The organism is Serratia sp. L9, assembly GCF_050632285.1.
In the GTDB taxonomy this organism is placed as follows: domain Bacteria; phylum Pseudomonadota; class Gammaproteobacteria; order Enterobacterales; family Enterobacteriaceae; genus Chania.
The window spans coordinates 3,912,575-3,932,886 of record NZ_CP192591.1; the positions used below are offsets into that span (position 1 = coordinate 3,912,575).

The window sequence follows — 20,312 nt, forward strand, 5'->3', positions numbered from 1 at the left end:
TGCTAAAAAAATGTTGAACGATGATTGTGTGGTAATTGCACAATCTTAGTGTGGTAATGAGAAAAATTCTCAACAAAAAGCTTTACAGATGATACTGAGAACTATTATCATCGATTTGCAGTCCACGAGAGGCCACACCTTGTAGCTCCTTGTGGAAGGCACGACATTGCTCACATTGCTTCCAGTGTTTTTTAAGCCAGCTCGGGTGCTGGCTTTTTTTGCCTTTTATTGGAGGCTATTTCTGATGGATAGCAAAGCCGGAGCGGCCAGGCGCGATATCCTCACGTAGCGTAAGCTGCGGGATCTCATAGTCGCCAAAGTTCTGTTTACGGAAGGGCAGCGGGGCTGTGTTGTGCAATGTATCCAGCCGATGCGCCAGTTCTGCGCATAAAGCAGGGAAATGCGCTGCATCAAAACGATCGGTACGATACGCTACAAACGGCGGCAAAACCTCAAACCCTGGGTAATAAAGGATGCCGTGATGGATAGGGAACAGAATATCGTCAATCGGGCCGTTGATACCGCGCGGACTGTAATGAGACTCCCATCCGCCAGCGGTCACCAGCAGCATCGCTCGTTTGCCAGCCAGTGAACCTTCCCCATAGCGATCCCCCCAATGTGTATTTGAGTGCTCGCCAACGCCATAAGCGAAACCATAGGCATAGACGCGTTCCACCCAACCCTTGAGAATGGCAGGCATAGAAAACCACCACAAAGGGAATTGCAGGATCACGGTATCTGCCCAGCGCAATTTTTCTTGTTCAAGGGCGATATCTTTACTTTGCGTTCCTTGAGCAAAAGCCTGTTGGGAGTCCCAAACTGGATTGAAGCGGGCCTCGGCCTGGCGATCGGTACGGTCATCGCCATCCAGAGCGGCCTTCCACTTCATGGCGTACAAGTCTGAAACCTGTACCTGATGTCCGGCAGCCTCCAGATGTTTGACGGCAAACGATTTTAACGATCCATTAAGCGATTGGGCTTCTGGGTGAGCATAGACAAGCAGAATATTCATGATTGAGTTCCATTGCTGAAAGGTGGAGAACAGAGTAGTTTGCTGACAGGTATAGTTAAAATTGATTTAAATAATTGCAGGTATAGAAATGAATAATTTCGGAAGATTGGATCTCAATCTGCTGGTGACGTTGGACGTGTTACTCACGGAGTATAATGTGACGCGTGCCGCACAGCGGTTGTCGCTATCTCAACCTTCGGTGAGCGTTCATCTGGCCAAATTGAGAGAGTATTTCGACGATCCACTATTATTACCTGGGCCAAGAGGGATGCGACCCACGGCCAGGGCGGAGGAGTTACGCGAACCCCTGCGCCGGGCTCTGGAAGTGCTTGAGCACACCATTGCACCCGTCAGCTATTTTGATCCAGCCACTGCCAATAATATCTGGCGCGTTGCGGCTTCTGACTATGGGGAATCAACGGTGGTTTTGCCTGCATTGGCGCAGCTTCGTCAGGCGGCCCCCAATAGCCGATTGGCGGTGTTTGAATTGGCGCCGACTCGGATAGCCAAACAGGCGGAACTAGGGGAAATAGATCTTGCTTTTCACACCCAGGATTGCGCTCCGCCAGGGATGCGTCAGCGGGTGTTATTCCAGGAAAAGTACGTTTTGGTTGGCCGTATCGACCACCCGACATTGAAGCCGCGACCGACGCTGGCGCAATTTAGCCAACTGGAACACGTGGTCGTTTCACCTAACGGCGGGGGATTCAGTGGGATCACCGATGAAACTCTGGAGCAGGCGGGGCTATCACGTCAGGTCGTGCTTTCAGTGCCCCATTTCCTGTTTGTGAAGTCGGTTATCGCCAAGACGGATCTGGTTGCGATGCTACCAGAACGCCTGGCTCTCGGCAGCCCGGAACTGCAGATTGCCGAACCGCCGGTCGGGATACCGGGTTACGAGCTGGCGATGCTGTGGGATGAGCGATCTCATCGCGATCCCGCTCATCGGTGGTTGCGCGAACTGATTACCCAGTCGGTATAAGGGGCGTTACTCTTGCTCGGTGCCTTGCAGCAGCGCGTGTTTCTTCAGCATGCCACGCAGTTGATGGTAGGTCAGCCCCAGCAGTTCTGCCGCCTTACGCTGATTAAATCGCCCCTGTTTTAATGCTATTTCCAGCAGTGCTTTCTCTTGCTGATGCTGCCAGTTTTTCAAATCCAGGGGGAGCGCCGGTAAATCGCTGGCCTGCGCGGGTGCCTCCTCAGGTGCTTCTGAGCGCTGAGCAAAGGGGTTAATGATGATCTCGTCGAGCTGGTTCTGGCCTGAACCGTGGCGGTAAACGGATCGCTCCACCACGTTTTTTAATTCACGCACGTTTCCCGGCCAGCGATAGCCCAATAACGTGGCGCGTGCATGTTCACTGAATCCGGGGAACAGCGGTAATGAAAGTTCGCGGCACATCTGAATGGCGAAATGCTCCGCCAGCAACATGATGTCCTGCTGGCGTTGACGTAGCGGGGGTAATTGCACCACGTCGAATGCCAGGCGATCCAGCAGATCGGCACGGAATTCACCGGCAGCGGCTAACGCAGGTAAATCGTCATTGGTGGCGCACACCAACCGCACATCCACTTGCAACGGCTGGCTGCCGCCCACTCGTTCGAGATGACCGTATTCAATCACCCGCAGCAGCTTTTCCTGCACCAGCATCGGCGCGGTTGCCAACTCATCGAGAAACAAGGTTCCGCCATCCGCACGTTCAAAACGCCCAAGGTGGCGTTTCTGTGCCCCGGTAAATGCACCGGCTTCATGGCCGAACAGTTCAGAATCCAGCAGGTTTTCATTGAGTGCCGCGCAGTTGAGGGAAACAAATGGCCCTTGCCAACGGTTGGAAAGATAGTGCAAACGGTGTGCTATCAGTTCCTTGCCGGTACCACGCTCACCAATCACCAACACTGGCTTGTTGAGTTTTGCCAGTTGTGAGACTTGCTCCAGTACTTCAACAAAGGCGTTTGCCTCGCCCAACAGGTTCTCTAAAGGTTCGCTCATGATTAAATTCGCCAATGTTTGGTGAAAATACTCACTCTACAGCATGCGTCAACAGAGTCAAAAATAAATAATCCTTGTATTTCAACAAAGTAAAAGTTGGCACGCTTCTTGATAAAGTATTACGGCAAGCAGTATGACTTAACGCGGCGCTTCAGACGCCATCAGAACCAAGAGGAATTGAATTATGGGTATTTTTTCTCGTTTTGCCGACATCGTGAACGCCAACATCAACACTCTGCTGGATAAAGCAGAAGACCCGCAAAAGCTGGTGCGTTTGATGATCCAGGAAATGGAAGACACACTGGTAGAAGTACGCTCCACCTCGGCGCGTGCACTGGCAGAGAAAAAGCAGTTGCTACGCCGTATTGAACAGGGTGAAATCCAGATCAATGATTGGCAGGACAAAGCCGAACTGGCACTGCGTAAAGATAAAGAAGATCTGGCTCGTGCAGCCTTGATTGAAAAGCAAAAAGTGGCTGATTTAATCACTACGCTGAGCCAGGAAGTGGCAACGGTAGAAGAAACGCTGGCGCGTATGAAGAGTGAAATTGGCGAGCTGGAAAACAAACTGACCGAAACGCGCGCGCGCCAGCAGGCATTAACCCTGCGTCATCAGGCAGCCTCTTCATCTCGGGATGTGCGCCGCCAACTGGACAGCGGTAAACTGGATGAAGCCATGGCGCGTTTTGAACAGTTCGAGCGCCGGATTGATCACATGGAAGCCGAAGCGGAGAGCGTGAGCATCGGTAAGAAAAAAGCCTGGATCAGGAATTTGCCGAACTGAAAGCAGATGATGCCATCAGCGAGCAACTGGCGGCACTGAAAGCCAAGATGAACCGCCCGGAATAATGCTCAAGCGGCCACCCAGCGTGGCCGCCAAACTACGGCCAAAAAAGAAGGAATTAAAATGAGTGCGCTATTACTTGCCATCCCGTTGACAATCTTTGCGTTGTTTGTCGCACCGATTTGGCTTTGGCTGCATTACAGCAATCGGCAACAGAACGGCATCCAACTGAGCCATCATGAAATGCAGCGCCTGACGCAACTGGCAGAAGAAGCCACCCGTATGCGTGACCGTATTAAGGCGCTGGAAGATATTCTTGATGCGGAACATCCGAATTGGAGGCAGTCGTAATGAGAAAGAGCCAGGACAGAGGAAAGTTTGGCGATCATAAAGATCGTTCTTACTACAGCGCCGGGAGCAGTGGCAGATGCCGTTCATATAAGGGCAACACGCTGGGCAATAAAAAGCTGTACCGCGTTCCTGAAGAAGGCATGGTGAAAGGCGTTTGTGCCGGGCTTGCCCACTATTTTGACGTGCCGGTGCGTCTGATTCGGGTGATTGCCGTGCTGTCGTTGTTCTTTGGGCTGTTTTTCTTCACGGTTATTGCCTATATCGCGCTGGTTTTCGTGCTGGACGAAGCCCCAGCCAGCCGTTATCAGGATGAACACCAACCCACGCCGCGCCAGTTACTTGATCAACTGGAGTACGAACTGGGCAGTGGAGAGCAGCAATTGCGTCAGGTTGAGCGCTACGTGACGTCCGACACCTTCGGCGTACAGAGCCGTTTTCGCAAGCTGTAACCGCTTTTGAATATACATCGGCCTGCGCATAGCGCAGGTCAGGTATTGCATCTGCCGTTTCCTCCTCATTCTATTGCCAGAGGGCATCAATCATGACTAAATCCTATGCGCTGAATGCCCCAAAAACCGCTTCGTTGAAACCAAAAGCAGGTGCATTGTTGAAGACATTGTCTAAAGTCATCATCATAGCGTTAATGAGTTATGGCCCGGCGGGGGCAACTTCGTGGTTGCTGAAAACCGTCAGCCGCAAACCGCTTCGTCTTGTCTTGGCACTGTTGCTGGAACCCTTGTTCCGCAAAGGGCTGAACAAGGCTTTCGGGCGTTATGCCAAGGAGAATAATGAAACGACTGCAAAATGAGTTAACTTCGCTGGTCAACCGTGGGATGGATCGCCATTTGCGCCTGGCGGTAACCGGCCTGAGCCGTAGCGGTAAGACGGCATTTATCACCGCCTTCGTTAATCAGTTGCTTCATGTCCACAGCGGCGCGCGCATGCCGCTGTTTTCGCCGGTGCGGGAAGAGCGCCTGCTGGGCGTGAAGCGTATTCCACAGCGCGATCTCGGGATCCAGCGTTTCACCTACGATGAAGGCTTGGCGCAGCTTTATGGTACGCCGCCAAGCTGGCCAACCCCAACACGTGGCGTCAGCGAAATCCGCCTGGCATTGCGTTACCGCTCCAATGATTCCCTGCTGCGACATTTTAAAGAAACCTCCACGCTGTATCTGGAGATTGTCGATTATCCCGGTGAATGGTTGCTGGATCTTCCGATGCTGGAGCAGGATTACCTGGCCTGGTCACGTCAGATGGCCGGGTTGTTACAGGGCGATCGTGCCAAGTGGGCAGCACCTTGGCTGGCTTTGTGTAAAGAACTCGATCCTCTGGCTCCAGCGGATGAAAACAAACTGGCCGCTATCGCCCAGGCTTACACCGATTACCTGCTGCGCTGCAAGGCAGAAGGGTTGCACTTTATTCAGCCCGGGCGCTTTGTGCTGCCTGGTGATATGGCTGGCGCGCCTGCGCTGCAGTTTTTCCCGTGGCCGAATGTGGATGCGCTTGGGGAATCCCGGCTCGCGCAGGCAGACAAGCACAGCAATATCGGTATGCTGCACGCCCGCTTCAATTATTACTGCCAGTCGATCGTCAAAGCCTTTTATAAAGAGCATTTCGTCCGCTTCGATCGCCAGATTGTGCTGGTAGATTGCCTGCAGCCGCTCAACAGTGGGCCACAGGCATTCAATGATATGCGCCTGGCGTTGACGCAACTGATGCAGAGTTTCCACTATGGCAAACGGACACTGTTCCGCCGGCTGTTCTCGCCCACCATCGACAAACTGATGTTTGCAGCAACCAAGGCGGACCATATTACCGCCGATCAGCATGCCAATCTGGTTTCGCTGTTACAGCAACTGGTGCAGGAAGCCTGGCAAAATGCCGCATTTGAAGGCATCAGCATGGATTGTGTCGGGTTGGCCTCGGTACAGGCAACGGAGAGCGGGATTGTCGATCACCAGGGGCAACGTATCCCGGCTTTGAAAGGTAACCGCCTGGACGATGGAACACCGTTGACCGTATTCCCAGGGGAAGTGCCAGCCCGTTTGCCTGGCCCGGCATTCTGGCAGCAGCAAGGGTTCCATTTTGACCAATTCCGCCCGCGATTGATGAACGTTGACAGTCCGTTACCCCATATCCGTCTGGATGCGGTGATGGAGTTTTTATTGGGAGACAAATTACGATGAGCGAGCCGTTAAAACCGCGTATCGACTTTGAAGAGCCGTTGCAACCGCCCCAAGAGCCGGTGCTGCGGGGTGGGTTGACCTTCGATGAATTGCAGGCCGAGAAGTTTTATCCTGCAGCCCCTGAACGGGAGCAGGAAGAAGAGGAGGGGCGCGCCGAAGGGATCATCAACGCTGCCCTGAAACCCAAACGCAGTCTGTGGCGCAAAATGGTCAACGTCGGGCTGGTACTTTTTGGCGTCAGCGTAGTGGCGCAAGGGATCCAGTGGGTACATACCTCCTGGGTGCAACAGGATTGGATCGCGCTGGGCGGCGGAGTGGCTGGTGGGTTGATTGTTTTCGCGGGTATCGGCTCGGTGGTGGGAGAATGGCGGCGTTTATATCGTCTGCGCCAACGTGCGCAGGAGCGCGATGAAGCCCGTGAATTAATACGTAGCCATGGGTTGGGCAAGGGGCGGGAGTTTTGTGAAAAGCTGGCACGCCAGGCCGGGTTGGATCAAGGCCATCCTGCCTTACAGCGCTGGCAAGCGTCATTACATGAAACCCAGAATGATCGTGAAGTAGTCGCTCTGTATGCCAAATTAGTGCAGCCAGTGCTGGACAACCAGGCGCGCCGTGAAATCAGCCGCTCTGCGGCCGAGTCGACGTTGATGATCGCCGTCAGCCCGCTGGCCCTGGTGGATATGGCGTTCATCGCCTGGCGTAATATTCGCCTGATTAACCGTATTGCGGCCCTGTATGGTATTGAGTTGGGATATTTCAGCCGTATCCGTCTGTTCAAATTGGTGTTGCTGAATATTGCCTTTGCCGGGGCCTCCGAGTTGGTGCGGGAAGTGGGCATGGATTGGATGTCGCAGGATATTGCTGCGCGGCTGTCTGCTCGAGCTGCTCAGGGGATTGGGGCAGGCCTGCTGACCGCACGTTTGGGTATCAAAGCCATGGAACTGTGCCGCCCGCTGCCGTGGCTGGACGGCGATAAGCCGAAATTAGGGGATTTCCGTGGTCAGCTAATCGGCCAGTTGAAAGACACCATGAAAAAAGCGAAAGCAAAGCCAAATAGCACTTCACGCTGCGCCCTGGTGGCGCAGTTGCTGCCTGCCAGCATCGTTGTTCTGCCAAGCGGTCTGAATCTGGGCCACTTCACTTTCTGATGACCGCTTTACTGAATATCCTGCCTAAGATCCCATTGCAATATTGTTAATAAAAAGTTAATTAAAAGTATTTTGTGTGGAAGGGATCACGAAAAATGATACTTGCGCCAACAACGAAGAGGGTATATTCGATTTTGATATCTGGCATATCCCGTTGGTTTCAAGTGGGCTGATGGGTTAATGACTTTACAATTCTATGGACGGGAGGCAATGAATACGATGTTCGATAAGCTAAACCTGGATAACTTCAGAATGTATGCCGATGAAAGCAAAATCCTCCGTCGACATATTCATCAGCACCCGGAATTGGGTTACCAAGAGCAGCAAACGGCGAGCCTGGTTGCAACCAAACTTGAGGAGTGGGGCTATCAGGTCACACGAGGGCTTGGCATCACAGGCGTTGTAGGTACGTTGAAGAGGGGAGACAGCAACCGTTCGTTAGGCATCAGAGCGGATATGGATGCCCTGCCGATTGTCGAAAATACCCACCTGCCATATAGCAGCGTGCATGAGGGCGTTATGCACGCCTGCGGACATGATGGTCACACCGCCATGTTACTAGGGGCAGCCCACTATCTTGCGGAAAACGCATCCTTTAATGGCACTTTGCATGTGATTTTTCAACCAGCCGAAGAAGGGTTGGCGGGTGCGCAGAAGATGATAGACGACGGATTATTCGAACAATTTCCCTGCGATGCCATTTTTGCCATGCACAATATGCCAGGGTTCCCTGAGGGGCAGTTTGTGTTCGGTGAAGGTGCCTTTATGGCATCCAGCGACACGGTTACGATCACAATTCATGGCAAAGGGGGCATGGGGCGATACCCAAAGGAACCGTGGATGCGGTAGTGGTCGGTTCCAGCATTGTGATGGCATTACAGACGATTATTTCGCGTAATCTGGGTGCGCAAGAGTCTGGAGTGATAACCGTCGGGTCATTTCAGGGGGGCATTGCCAACAATGTTATTGCTGATTCTGCGGTATTAAAACTCTCTGTGCGCGCTCTGGATCCTGCAATAAGAGCGCTACTGGAAGAGCGTATCAGAACGGTCGTCACCGCTCAGGCCAGCGCATTTGATGCCAAAGTAACGATTGATTATGTTCATTCTTACCCCGTTTTAGTCAACCACCATGAAATGACCCAATTTGCCAAACAGACGGCGCTAACATTATTTGGCGAAAATCATCACGAGTGGGTTATTGATATACCAGAGCCGCTAATGGGCAGTGAAGACTTTGCCTTTATGCTGCAAAAGTGTTCGGGCAGTTACTTATTATTGGGTAACGGCAACGGAGAGCAAAGCTGTATGGTACATAATCCGGGATACGACTTTAATGATGCCATTATTACGCGCGGGATTGCTTATTGGTGTGCCTTGGCCCAGGGTTTTTTAAGGTAACCAGTGTCAGATGATTAATCCTGTCCATTTGGGATGGAGTATTTCAGCCAATAACAAATAAACGCTGACAAGGCCAGACCCATAAATGGGTCTGAGCAGAATAAATAACATCGAATATACCCGTCGTCTTTCAAATTGCAGGCGCCTGGCTGTACTAATGTCGCGGCGCCTGGATGCGCTTGAGTGGCTAATTTGAAATCCACAGGGTATACAAGCATTTCTTCTTAAAAGGACGGGTTATGGATATCGTTAAGGAAAAAAGATCTCCAGTAAAAGCTATTGTGGCAACAACGTTAGGAAACGGATTAGAGTTTTTTGATTTGGTGCTCTACGCATTTTTTGCAACTTACATTGCAAAGGCTTATTTCCCTGCTTCTGATCCCTTGGTGAGTATGACCATGACGTTCCTGATTTTTGGCATGGGATATCTAGTCAGGCCTATTGGGGCGCTGGTGATTGGGCATTATGCGGATAAAAAAGGGCGTAAACCGGCCATGGCACTGACTTTTTCATTGATGGGTCTCAGTACCATGACTATTGGCATCACTCCTTCTTATGAAAGCCTGGGCATTGCTGCGCCGATGATTATTACCCTGGCCAGATTGATACAGGGTTTTTCTGCCGGTGGTGAGTTGGGGGCTTCAACGACTTTGCTAGTAGAATACGCCAAACCGCATAATCGCGGGTTTTACGGCGGCTGGCAGATTGCGAGCCAGGGAGCGGGCAACGTATTTGCTGCCATGACGTTGGTGGTTCTGGTTAACACCATGCCAACAACAAGTTTAGAACATTGGGGATGGCGTATTCCGTTCCTGTTTGGTGTCATTATTACGCCTATCGGTTTATATATTCGTTTGAAACTAGAAGAAACGGCCACCCATACTTTGCAAGAGAATTCGAACAGCATCAGCAAAGTACCTTTATTCGAGGTGGTGACAACCTATTATAAAGAAACCTTGGCAGGTATTTTACTGACCGTGGGGGGCACCATTCCCCATATGATTATCATGTTTTACCTTCCTAATTACGCGATCGGTATTTTAAAGCTGGATACCAGTTACAGCATGCTGATTGGTGCTATTGCAGGTTTAATTACCTTGGTTGGTGGCCCGCTCGCGGGCATGTGGTCGGATAAAATTGGCAGGATCCGCCTGATTGGAGGGGCGAGGATCGCGATAATAGTGTTAATTTATCCGGCGTTTTATCTATTGAATGCCTTCCCTACAGTCCCGATGTTATTTGCCGTTATCCTGGTCCTGAGCACGGTAAATATTATTGGTGCATCCCCTTCGATCACTATACTCCCCGAGATATTCCCGCGTCGGGTAAGAACCACTGGGTTATCTTTGGTCTACAGCGTTGCCGTGGGTATCTTTGGCGGGTTTTCGTTGTCGATAGCCACTTATTTAATTCAGATAACCGGCAACGCGACGGCTCCTGCATGGTATGTGGCTATAGGCTGTGCCGTTTCCCTTTTTGCCTTCAGGTATATCAAAGAGACCAGCAAGGGGCCTTTGAATTAAGCTAACGTTACAACTCCAGGTAAGAAGGAAACCCCGCTCAATGGGTAAACGCCTCCTTCCCGTCGTGATGCTGGCCCTCAAGGCCAGCGATCCGCTTTGTTTCGGGAGTAAGGTTGGGGCGAGTTGATCCGTTAGCCTGCTTTCTATCATACTTTGTAACCGCGAATTGACGAAAGATGATCTTCCTGCAATAGCATTATATTTATCTAAGAATATCTCGATAGATATGATAACTCACTAAAAATAAGCTAAAATGACGCCGATGGTGTTATTTGGTTGCGTTTAAAATCACCAATGACCGTGATAAATCAGAGCTCTGTCAACTTTTACTGACAGATAGCTTCTTCCGTCCGGGGTGAGAGAGTATCATCATCAGTCATCCCCGCACCTGCAGAGATAAGGCCAATACTGATGCGTTTGGAAGTATTTTGCGAAGACCGTCTCGGTCTCACTCGAGAATTACTCGATCTATTGGTGTCGCGCAGCATCGATTTGCGTGGCATAGAAATAGATCCTATCGGCCGTATTTACCTGAATTTTTCCCAACTGGATTTTGATACCTTTCGCGCCCTGATGGCAGAAATCCGGCGGATCAGCGGTGTGACCGATGTACGCACCGTCAGCTTTATGCCTTCCGAGCGTGAGCATCGCGCACTGCGTGCGCTGTTGGAGTCAATGCCGGAGCCGGTATTCTCCATCGATATGAAAGGCAAGGTGGAGTTGGCCAACCCGGCAGCACAGACGCTGTTCAATTTTAGCGAAGACAAAATCCGCAACCAAACGGTGGCCCAACTGATTGGGGGCTATAACTTTGGCCGTTGGCTGGAGAGCGAGAACGCCGCGCCGCATGCCGAGCGCGTTGTGATCCGCAGCCAAGATTTCCTGATGGACATCACGCCAATTTATCTGGAGAACGAGCAGCAGCAGAATGCGGCCGTGGGGGCCGTGGTCATGCTCAAATCCACGGCGCGTATGGGCCGCCAGTTACAGAACCTTTCGGTGAATGATGACACCGAGTTTGGTCATATTGTCGCCGTTAGCCCGAAAATGCGCCATGTTCTGGAGCAGGCACGCAAATTGGCGATGCTGGATGCGCCGCTGCTGATCGTGGGTGATACCGGTACCGGCAAAGATATTCTGGCCCGAGCCTGCCACCTGCGCAGCCCACGCGGTAAACAGCCATTCCTGGCGTTGAACTGTGCCGCTTTGCCGGACGATGTGGTTGAGAGTGAACTGTTCGGCCATGCGCCTGGCGCCTACCCGAATGCGCTGGAAGGCAAAAAGGCTTCTTCGAGCAGGCCAACGGCGGCTCGGTATTGCTTGATGAAATTGGTGAGATGTCTCCACGCATGCAAACCAAGCTGCTGCGTTTCCTCAACGACGGCACATTCCGCCGGGTTGGGGAAGAGCATGAGGTGCATGTGGACGTGCGGGTGATTTGTGCGACTCAGAAAAACCTGACCGAGCTGGTACAGCGTGGCGAATTCCGCGAAGATCTCTATTACCGTCTGAACGTGTTGACCATCACGATCCCGCCATTGCGGGAACGCCCGCAGGATATCATGCCGCTGACCGAACTGTTTGTGGCTCGCTTTGCCGATGAACAAGGTGTGGCAAGGCCAAAGTTGGCGAGCGATCTTAACAGTTTCCTCAGCAAATATGGTTGGCCGGGTAATGTGCGCCAACTGAAAAATGCCATCTACCGTGCGCTGACCCAAACCGATGGCTACGAGTTGCGCCCACAAGATATTGTTCTGCCTGATTTTGAGGTGGAAATTTCGTTGGGGGATGAGGTGATGGAAGGTTCGCTGGATGACATCAGTAAGCGTTTTGAACGCTCGGTGCTGACCCGTCTTTACCGCACCTATCCAAGTACCCGCAAACTGGCTAAACGTCTGGGGGTTTCCCATACGGCGATTGCTAACAAGCTGCGTGAATACGGGTTGAGTAACCGTAAATCTTCAGAAGAAGGTGAAGAGTAAGCATTCTTTACCTCGCAGGCATAAAAAAGCCCGGTTGTAAAAACCGGGCTTTTTAACATCCAAAGACTTATTTCAAGGCGGCTAGCGCAGCGTCGTAGTCTGGTTCGGTGGTGATTTCGTTCACCAACTCGCTATACAGCACCTTGTCCTGGCCATCAAGAACGACCACCGCACGGGCTGTCAGACCCGCCAGCGGGCCTTCGGCGATCTCTACGCCATAAGCTTGCTTGAACTCGCCACCGCGCAGGGTTGACAGCGTTACCACGTTGCTCAGGCCTTCTGCACCGCAGAAGCGAGACTGGGCGAATGGCAGGTCGGAAGAGATACACAGCACAACCGTGTTATCCAGGCCGCTTGCCAACTGGTTGAATTTGCGCACAGATGCGGCACATACGCCGGTATCAATACTGGGGAAAATATTCAGGACTTTGCGTTTACCCACGAAGCTGCTCAGTGCGACGTCTGACAGGTCTTTGGCAACCAGAGTAAAGCTTTTTGCCTGCTCGCCCTGCTGGGGCAATTTGCCTGCTACAGTGACAGGGTTGCCTTGAAAATGTACGGTCTGAGTCATTGCTCGGTTCCTTTCAACGAAGTTTATACAAAGATTTAAACCTGATTAACACTAGGTTTACACCCTTGACCCAGTTTAAGTCAACAACGGCAACTTGGATATATAAAGTTTGCTAAATTACTGTATATATTGAGATACCCTTGCGCAGTGAACTGACTTTATGCGCTTTTTTCATTCAGGAGCCGTTATGAGAAGCATGCGTTTTTACCCTGAAGCCTGGCCGCTGCATACCGCCTTTGTGATTGCTCGCGGTAGCCGTACACAAGCTAAAGTGGTGGTGGTGGAAATCGAACAACAGGGCAAACGCGGTGTTGGCGAATGTACGCCTTATCCACATTATGGCGAGAGTGAAACCTCGGTGATGGAGCAGCTTGCCGGGGTATCGCAAGCGATAACTCAAGGGGCTAGCCGGCAGGATTTATTGCAACTGATGCCTGCGGGGGCCGCGCGCAATGCGGTCGATTCGGCTTTATGGGATCTGGAATGCAGCCTGACCGGGCAAGATCTGTGGCAGCTAAGCGGCGCTGTCGCGCCGCAGCGTGTGGTGATGGCGCAAACCGTCAGTATCGGCACGCCCGAAGCGATGGCATTTGCAGCCAGAGAACTGGAACAGCAGGGCGCGACTTTACTGAAAATCAAACTCGACAACCATTTGATCAGCGAAAGACTGGTGGCGATCCGTGCAGCGGTGCCGCAGATGACGTTAATCGTCGACGCCAATGAATCCTGGCAAGGAGAAGGGTTGGCGGCACGTTGCCAGTTACTGGCAGATTTAGGCATCGCCATGCTGGAACAGCCTTTGCCAGCCGCCGAAGATAGCGCGCTAGAGCATTTTATCCATCCGTTGCCGATTTGTGCTGATGAAAGCTGCCACACCCGTGACGATCTGGCGCAATTGATGGGTCGTTATCAGATGGTTAATATCAAGCTGGATAAAACCGGTGGACTGACGGAGGGATTGAGACTGGCCGTTCAGGCTCGTGCTCTGGGCTTCGATATCATGCTCGGTTGCATGCTATGTACTTCCCGAGCCATTGCCGCAGCGCTGCCTTTGGTGCCAGGTGCCCGCTTTGTTGATCTTGATGGCCCAACCTGGCTGGCAAAAGATGTGGAACCCGGTCTCGCTTTTGAGTGCGGCGCTATCGAGCTTTAGCACCGCACGTTGGCTTGTGGCGTTAATCAGAGTAGGTCAGCAATGCCATCATGGCTGCCAGGTAGGTTTCACTGGCGGTATCAGCAGAGATGGGTGGGAACTCGGCGGTGATACACGGCAAAGATAAATCCGCACACCAACTGCCGAAGGAGCCTGGGGTTTCATAACCCACGCTGGTTACCAGTGGCAGAGCAAACTTGTGTGCCAGCCAAACGCCTAACCGGGTGCTATCCGGATCCTCAATACAGGACAGGGGTTCATGGAATGAAACCACCCAATGCGGTTTCAGGCGATGGATCAGGTGGCAGAGCGCTTGGGTTTCTGGTTCAGATCCAGGCCTGCCGCCGGTAGACAACCGCACATCACGGGCTTCTGCGGCACTGTTCCAGCGATAAACTGTATCGCCAGAGCGCCAGTTGGCCGCCGGGAAATTACGGTTCAGATCGACGCCGTTGGCATTGGAGCGCAAGCCAAGCTGGCAACCATCGGGATTGACCGCCAGGATCACATGGTGGCGCAACTGGTTGGGGGCAATGCTGCGCAACGCACAAGACAGCGTCACTACGGCAGCATTTTCATCTCCATGGGTGCCGGCAATAACCAATCCAGTTTCCGGGCTGTTGATGGCCGCCGGGAAGTAGAGCAACGGAGCACCCAGTAACGATTTACCGTAGTTTTCGCCTGCAACGGCCAGTTGGCCGCGCTCACTGCGCGGTCGGTGTTGGATCATGCTGTTGTCCCTTTATGGCAAGGTAAGTAGCGATTGTTATTTGATTCAGTGTATTACGCTTTAACTGAACTTTCCCAGTGTCTTGCGCGAATTAAACGACGCCTGTTGTTATACTATCGCCAGAAGTTAACCATAAAGAGGATTTAACATGCCAGTTGCCAGAATAGTTGCGCGTTACAGCGAAAACGAAAAAGACACCATCACGTTACTGTGCGGCGTGGATGCAGAAAACCAGATCCGCCAGGGTGAATGGTTTGGCGTGGTGAAAAACGACGATGGGCGTGGGGATGAATCCAACTATCCGTTTACCCTGCATGTTGATCACCAGAAAGGGCTGTTTTATCTGGATTATGGCTATGACGACATCGACTCTCGTCAACTGCAAAAAACCGATATTCAGCTCAAGCCTCTGGAAGAAAAAGGCTTCTTTACTATCTTCGACGAAGAAGAAGGCGAAGAATTCAGCTATCAGATCGACAGTATCCACCTCTACGATTGATCTTTTCTGATTGAATCGGCCCGCTTTGCAGATAATGCAATGCGGGCTTTTTGTTGCCTGAGACCCAGTTTTTATATTCTTGTTACCCTCTGGCTATAGGTGAGGGGATTCTTGTGCTATATGATAAAAAATTCAGACGGTTAACTGGGGTATATCAACAATGGCGAAAAACAAAGTTCAGCAGTATTTTCGGTTGGCGCTATGCGCTGCGGCAATTGGCGCAGTTATCGGCAACGCAATGGCAGCCCAGGTTCCCCCAGGTACCGCGCTGGCGGACAAACAAGAGATTGTCCGTCATATCAAAGATGAGCCTGCCTCTCTTGATCCGATCAAAGCCGTAGGCCTGCCAGAAGCACAGGTGGCGCGCGATCTGTTTGAAGGGTTGGTGAACCAGGACGCGCAGGGCAAAGTGATCCCGGGCGTTGCCACTCGCTGGCAAACCAATGACAACCAAACCTATATTTTCACCTTACGCAAAGATGCACGCTGGTCAAACGGTGACCCTGTCACGGCGAAAGACTTCCTTTACAGTTGGCAGCGGCTGGTTGACCCGAAAAGCCAGTCTCCCTTTGCCTGGTTTGCCCAGCTAGCTGGGATCCAGAATGCCGAAGAAATTATCGCGGGTAAATTGCCTGCCGATAAGCTCGGTGTCGTGGCGGTAGATGACCATACGCTGAAGGTGCAGTTGAATAAACCAGTACCTTATTTTGTCAGTCTCACCGCGAATTTCAGCCTGTTCCCTGCGCCACAGGCTACGATTGAGAAATATGGTAAAGACTGGACCAAAGTCGGCAATCTGGTTGGCAACGGTGCATTCAAACTGCAGGATCGGGTGGTAAACGAGAAACTGGTGCTGGTACCGAACGAGCATTATTGGGATCACGCTCATACCGTGCTGACTAAAGTCACCTTCGTGCCGATTAACCAGGAATCCAACGCCACCAAGCGCTATCAGGCGGGTGATATTGATATCACCGAATCCTTCCCGAAAAACATGTACCAGAAGCTGCTAAAAGATATCCCGGATCAGGTTTATACCCCGGACCAGCTCGGTACCTATTACTATGCGTTCAACACCCAGCGTGCGCCAACCAACGATGTGCGGGTACGCAAGGCATTATCCTATGCCATCGATCGCAAAATCATTGCCGAGAAAGTGCTGGGGACCGGCGAAAAACCAGCCTATCACTTCACGCCGGATGTTACCGCTGGGTTCAAGCCGCAGACCAGTCTACTCCAACAACAGCCGCAGGAAGAGCTGGATGCGCAGGCCAAAGCACTGATGCAGGCGGCAGGTTATGGTCCGAACAAACCACTGAAACTGACCTTGCTGTACAACACCTCGGAGAGCCATCAAAAGATTGCTATCGCCGTGGCCTCAATGTGGAAGAAAACGCTGGGGGTTGATGTAAAACTACAGAATCAGGAATGGAAAACCTATATCGATAGCCGTAACACCGGCAATTTCGACGTGGTACGCGCCTCCTGGGTTGGTGATTACAATGAAGCCTCGACTTTCCTGTCGCTGCTGACCTCCGCACACAGTGGCAATATCGCCAAATTCAAAAGCCCGGAATACGATCGTCTGCTGGAAGAGGCTAGCCGTGAAACTAACCCAGCTGCGTTGACTGCCGATTACAACAAGGCGGAGCAGATGATCGCTGCAGAGGCACCGATAGCGCCTATTTATCAGTACACCAATGGCCGCCTGATCAAGCCTTGGGTGAAAGGCTACCCGATCACCAATCCGGAAGACGTGGCCTACAGCCAGCAAATGTATATTCTCAAACATTGATGTTCAGATTTCCGTAGCCTTTCGAGCCCCTGCAAATGCAGGGGTTTTTACTTTTAGAGCGGGCTCGGGCATGGTCCCTTTGCTCCCTGAGGCAATAGCGCTAGACTCTGGCTTAACGACAACACAAAGAGGGTAAGGAATGGATGTCATTGAGGGGCGTGAGCTGCAGGTCCCCGACGCAGTTTATGCGTATCAACTCGACGGCAAGGGCGGAACCACGCCGATAGATTCTGACGACAAGATCACCGGCGAAGAGCCTTGTTGGTTGCACCTGGACTATGCCCATCCGGCGAGTGCCGAATGGTTGGCAACGACGCCGCTGCTGCCAGACTCGGTAAGAGAAGCGCTCTCTGGGGAGAGCACCAGGCCGCGTGTCAACCGGTTAGGTGACGGAACGATGATCACCTTGCGCGGCATTAACTTCAATACCGACTCCAGGCCCGACCAGTTGGTGACCTTTCGCGTATACATCACCGATAAGCTGATTATTTCCACCCGGCATCGCAAGGTTTATTCCATCGATGAGGTAGTCGATGAGCTGCAACATGGGCGTGGCCCAACCAACAGCGGTAACTGGCTGGTAGAGATAACCGATGCCCTGACCGATCACACCAGCGAGTTTATTGAAGATCTGCACGACAAGATTATCGATTTGGAAGATGCTCTGCTGGAACAACAGATCCCCGAGCGTGGGCAGTTGGCACTAATTCGTAAGCAATTGATTGTGTTGCGCCGTTATATGGCACCGCAGCGTGATGTGTTCTCACGTCTGGCCAGCGAGCGTTTACCATGGATGAACGATGACGATCGCCGCCGCATGCAGGACATCGCCGATCGATTAGGACGTGGGTTGGATGACCTGGATGGCAACATTGCCCGTACCGCGATCCTGGCTGATGAAATTACCACCGTAATGGCTGATGCCATGAACCGCCGCACTTATACCATGTCGCTGATGGCAATGGTGTTTCTGCCAACGACTTTCCTGACCGGGCTGTTTGGTGTCAACTTGGGGGGCATTCCGGGGAGTGGCAGCCCGCTGGCTTTTGCTACGTTCTGTTTCATGCTGATGGCGTTGGTGGGTGGTGTTGCCTGGTGGTTGAGGCGTAGCCGCTGGTTATAACGTTTACTTGAGCCGCAGCGTTGTTGGCGGCGGGAGTGAACCCCAATCACTTACCTGGGTAAGCGCCAGGGGGATTAGCTCTGCTGCCAGCTAACTGTCGCGCACAAGGATATACACATGCCGAGGGAGCATGGATGCGCTTGCGCGACCGACGCTAATGATGTCGGGTATAAAAAACGACGAAAACGCGATTAATATTGAGCAGCATCAACATTTGTTTACGTGAAGTACGGCATTCTCTCTCTTGCAGGTGAATGCAACGTCAAGCGATGGGCGTTGCGCTCCATAATTGTCTTACTTTCTTATTCTTAGAATTGTTGCATAGCACATTTGATTCATACGATGCCGGTCTAAACACCGGCATTTTTTTATCTGTTTCCCTTCAGAACCACACTCCTGCCCAGCAACAACTTAAGTGTCCGGACACCTTCTTGTATTAGCGAAGGTATGAGTCTGGCAAGCTGATTTTTACGCTGCGCTTTCATCCCAGAAACTGGCTTCAATCTTGTGCCCGTCCAGATCGCGAACGAAGCAGCCATAATAAGCCGCGCCGTAATGTGGCCGTGAGCCTGGCGCGCCTTCATCTTGCGCACCGGCAGCCAGTGCCTGCTGATAAAATTCATCAACCTGCTGCTTACTGGTTGCAAAGAAGCCGACGTGAACACCGTTAGCAGTTTCCGCTGGTTTACCGTCTATTGGCACTTGCAGCCAGAACTCCGGATAGTCACGGCCATAGCCAATCGCCCCGGGATGTTCTATCACCCTTCGGCAACCTAATGCATCCAGCACCCGATCGTAAAATTGCGCAGCGGCATCAAACGTGTTGGTTCCTAACGAGATATGTGAAAGGCAAGGGGTAATGTTCATCGTAGTCTCCTGGTTACTGTATAAATAAACAGTACAAGGTAGCTTCTTCACTGTCAGGTACTTTTTGCTTTAATTGTGAGCAGGATCAAAACCGAACCGGGGAAGAACCGCCTGCGGTTGCAGGCGGAGAAGGGATTATTTTATTTCCAGCACGTTCAGCCGCTCATACGCCGGCGAACCGTTTTCGTCGATATCTTCCGGTTGCCAGCCTACAGGCTGCAGAGGAATATCTTCACGATCGAAGGCCAGATCGCCACCGTTCACAACCTCGCTCTCGTGGTTGATACCTTTAAAATCAAACAGGTTAGTATCACAAAGATGCGAAGGCACCACGTCCTGCATGGCGCTGAACATGGTTTCGATACGGCCTGGGTAGCGCTTATCCCAGTCGCGCAGCATGTCACCAATCACCTGGCGCTGCAGATTGGGCTGTGAGCCACACAGGTTGCACGGGATAATCGGGAATGCTTTGGCAATGGAGAAACGCTCAATGTCTTTCTCGCGGCAATAGGCCAACGGGCGGATCACGATATGTTTGCCATCGTCACTCATTAACTTGGGTGGCATACCTTTCAGTTTGCCGCCATAGAACATGTTCAGGAACAGCGTCTGCAAAATATCGTCACGGTGGTGGCCAAGGGCAATTTTTGTGGCGCCCAACTCGGTGGCTGTACGATAGAGAATACCGCGGCGCAGGCGTGAACACAGTGAGCAGGTGGTTTTACCTTCCGGGATTTTATCTTTAACGATACCGTAGGTATTTTCTTCAACAATCTTGTATTCCACGCCCAGGTTTTCGAGATAGGCTGGCAGGATATGCTCTGGGAAACCCGGTTGTTTCTGATCGAGATTCACGGCAATCAGTGAAAACTTTACTGGCGCGCTTTGTTGCAGGTTACGCAGGATCTCCAGCATGGTGTAGCTGTCTTTACCACCAGACAGACAAACCATGATGCGATCGCCATCTTCAATCATGTTGAAGTCTGCGATCGCCTGACCCACGTTACGGCGCAGGCGTTTTTGTAATTTGTTAAGGTTGTACTGCTCTTTTTGGTTTACCACGAGTTTCTCTTGCATTGTTGGGTATCGATAACGGCTATGCGCTGTATGGTACGGATTGCGGCGCTGAATGCCAGAGCGTTTTACGTGCGAAAACGATTTTTTTCTACCGGGAAAGGAAAAAGGGCGCGAACCTGTCGCG

At 52.0% G+C, this 20,312-nt stretch carries 16 protein-coding genes and 4 pseudogenes; 14 read left to right on the forward strand and 6 right to left on the reverse strand.

The features are described from left to right. Positions 1 to 235 precede the first annotated feature (235 nt). Positions 236 to 1,012, reverse strand: coding sequence for an NAD(P)H-dependent oxidoreductase (locus tag ACQ86O_RS18695; protein WP_431222350.1), 777 nt, complete (start codon positions 1,010 to 1,012; stop codon positions 236 to 238). Positions 1,013 to 1,100: 88 nt separating this feature from the next. Between ACQ86O_RS18695 and ACQ86O_RS18700 the strand changes: the two genes are divergently transcribed. Further along, positions 1,101 to 1,994 (forward strand): LysR family transcriptional regulator, encoded by an 894-nt coding sequence (locus ACQ86O_RS18700; RefSeq protein WP_431222351.1) that lies wholly within the window; start codon positions 1,101 to 1,103, stop codon positions 1,992 to 1,994. Positions 1,995 to 2,000: 6 nt separating this feature from the next. Here the strand turns inward: ACQ86O_RS18700 and pspF are convergent, their stop codons facing one another. Further along, positions 2,001 to 2,999, reverse strand: coding sequence for a phage shock protein operon transcriptional activator (gene pspF, locus ACQ86O_RS18705; RefSeq protein WP_431222352.1), 999 nt, complete (start codon positions 2,997 to 2,999; stop codon positions 2,001 to 2,003). Between the two features lie 184 nt (positions 3,000 to 3,183). Here pspF and pspA point away from each other — a divergent pair. The 9 genes and pseudogenes from pspA to tyrR all read left to right on the forward strand — a co-directional run bounded on the left by pspA (position 3,184) and on the right by tyrR (position 12,373). After that, positions 3,184 to 3,848: pseudogene (gene pspA, locus ACQ86O_RS18710) on the forward strand (phage shock protein PspA). A gap of 58 nt (positions 3,849 to 3,906) precedes the next feature. Continuing rightward, complete coding sequence (gene pspB, locus ACQ86O_RS18715) at positions 3,907 to 4,134, forward strand: envelope stress response membrane protein PspB (protein WP_431222353.1); 228 nt, start codon at positions 3,907 to 3,909, stop codon at positions 4,132 to 4,134. A 101-nt stretch (positions 4,135 to 4,235) separates the two neighbouring features. Further along, positions 4,236 to 4,583, forward strand: coding sequence for an envelope stress response membrane protein PspC (gene pspC, locus ACQ86O_RS18720; RefSeq protein ID WP_431225772.1), 348 nt, complete (start codon positions 4,236 to 4,238; stop codon positions 4,581 to 4,583). A gap of 92 nt (positions 4,584 to 4,675) precedes the next feature. Continuing rightward, complete coding sequence (pspD, locus tag ACQ86O_RS18725; RefSeq protein WP_431222354.1) at positions 4,676 to 4,942, forward strand: phage shock protein PspD; 267 nt, start codon at positions 4,676 to 4,678, stop codon at positions 4,940 to 4,942. Next, the gene (locus ACQ86O_RS18730) at positions 4,923 to 6,320 is read left to right on the forward strand and encodes a YcjX family protein (protein ID WP_431222355.1); all 1,398 of its coding nucleotides are present in this window, start codon (positions 4,923 to 4,925) and stop codon (positions 6,318 to 6,320) included. Before pspD ends, ACQ86O_RS18730 begins: the two co-directional genes overlap by 20 nt. After that, a pseudogene (locus ACQ86O_RS18735) lies at positions 6,317 to 7,357 on the forward strand (TIGR01620 family protein); the annotation flags it as partial. The gene ACQ86O_RS18730 and the pseudogene ACQ86O_RS18735, both read left to right, overlap by 4 nt. A gap of 330 nt (positions 7,358 to 7,687) precedes the next feature. Continuing rightward, positions 7,688 to 8,868 (forward strand): annotated as a pseudogene (locus ACQ86O_RS18740) (M20 aminoacylase family protein). 239 nt (positions 8,869 to 9,107) lie between these two features. Further along, complete coding sequence (locus ACQ86O_RS18745) at positions 9,108 to 10,391, forward strand: MFS transporter (RefSeq protein ID WP_431222356.1); 1,284 nt, start codon at positions 9,108 to 9,110, stop codon at positions 10,389 to 10,391. A 411-nt stretch (positions 10,392 to 10,802) separates the two neighbouring features. Further along, positions 10,803 to 12,373: pseudogene (gene tyrR, locus ACQ86O_RS18750) on the forward strand (transcriptional regulator TyrR). Positions 12,374 to 12,440: 67 nt separating this feature from the next. On the opposite strand, the gene tpx reads toward tyrR, so the two are convergent. Continuing rightward, positions 12,441 to 12,944, reverse strand: a complete 504-nt coding sequence (gene tpx, locus ACQ86O_RS18755) for a thiol peroxidase (protein WP_431222357.1) — start codon at positions 12,942 to 12,944, stop codon at positions 12,441 to 12,443. A 187-nt stretch (positions 12,945 to 13,131) separates the two neighbouring features. Between tpx and ycjG the strand changes: the two genes are divergently transcribed. Beyond that, positions 13,132 to 14,097 (forward strand): L-Ala-D/L-Glu epimerase, encoded by a 966-nt coding sequence (gene ycjG / locus ACQ86O_RS18760; RefSeq protein ID WP_431222358.1) that lies wholly within the window; start codon positions 13,132 to 13,134, stop codon positions 14,095 to 14,097. Between the two features lie 22 nt (positions 14,098 to 14,119). On the opposite strand, the gene mpaA is transcribed toward ycjG, so the two are convergent. Further along, positions 14,120 to 14,827 carry a murein tripeptide amidase MpaA gene (gene mpaA / locus ACQ86O_RS18765; RefSeq protein ID WP_431222359.1) on the reverse strand — a complete coding sequence of 236 codons (708 nt, stop codon included), beginning with the start codon at positions 14,825 to 14,827 and terminating at the stop codon, positions 14,120 to 14,122. Between the two features lie 148 nt (positions 14,828 to 14,975). Between mpaA and ACQ86O_RS18770 the strand changes: the two genes are divergently transcribed. From ACQ86O_RS18770 to zntB, 3 genes are all read left to right on the forward strand, one after another. Next, positions 14,976 to 15,326, forward strand: a complete 351-nt coding sequence (locus ACQ86O_RS18770) for a hypothetical protein (RefSeq protein WP_431222360.1) — start codon at positions 14,976 to 14,978, stop codon at positions 15,324 to 15,326. A gap of 160 nt (positions 15,327 to 15,486) precedes the next feature. Beyond that, positions 15,487 to 17,121, forward strand: coding sequence for a peptide ABC transporter substrate-binding protein (locus tag ACQ86O_RS18775; RefSeq protein WP_431222361.1), 1,635 nt, complete (start codon positions 15,487 to 15,489; stop codon positions 17,119 to 17,121). Between the two features lie 139 nt (positions 17,122 to 17,260). Then, positions 17,261 to 18,244, forward strand: a complete 984-nt coding sequence (gene zntB, locus ACQ86O_RS18780) for a zinc transporter ZntB (protein ID WP_431222362.1) — start codon at positions 17,261 to 17,263, stop codon at positions 18,242 to 18,244. Between the two features lie 468 nt (positions 18,245 to 18,712). Here the strand turns inward: zntB and ACQ86O_RS18785 are convergent, their stop codons facing one another. After that, entirely contained in the window at positions 18,713 to 19,111 is a 399-nt protein-coding gene (locus ACQ86O_RS18785) for a VOC family protein (RefSeq protein WP_431222363.1), read from the reverse strand. A 135-nt stretch (positions 19,112 to 19,246) separates the two neighbouring features. Continuing rightward, positions 19,247 to 20,188 (reverse strand): tRNA 2-thiocytidine(32) synthetase TtcA, encoded by a 942-nt coding sequence (gene ttcA, locus ACQ86O_RS18790; RefSeq protein WP_431222364.1) that lies wholly within the window; start codon positions 20,186 to 20,188, stop codon positions 19,247 to 19,249. Positions 20,189 to 20,312: the final 124 nt, after the last annotated feature.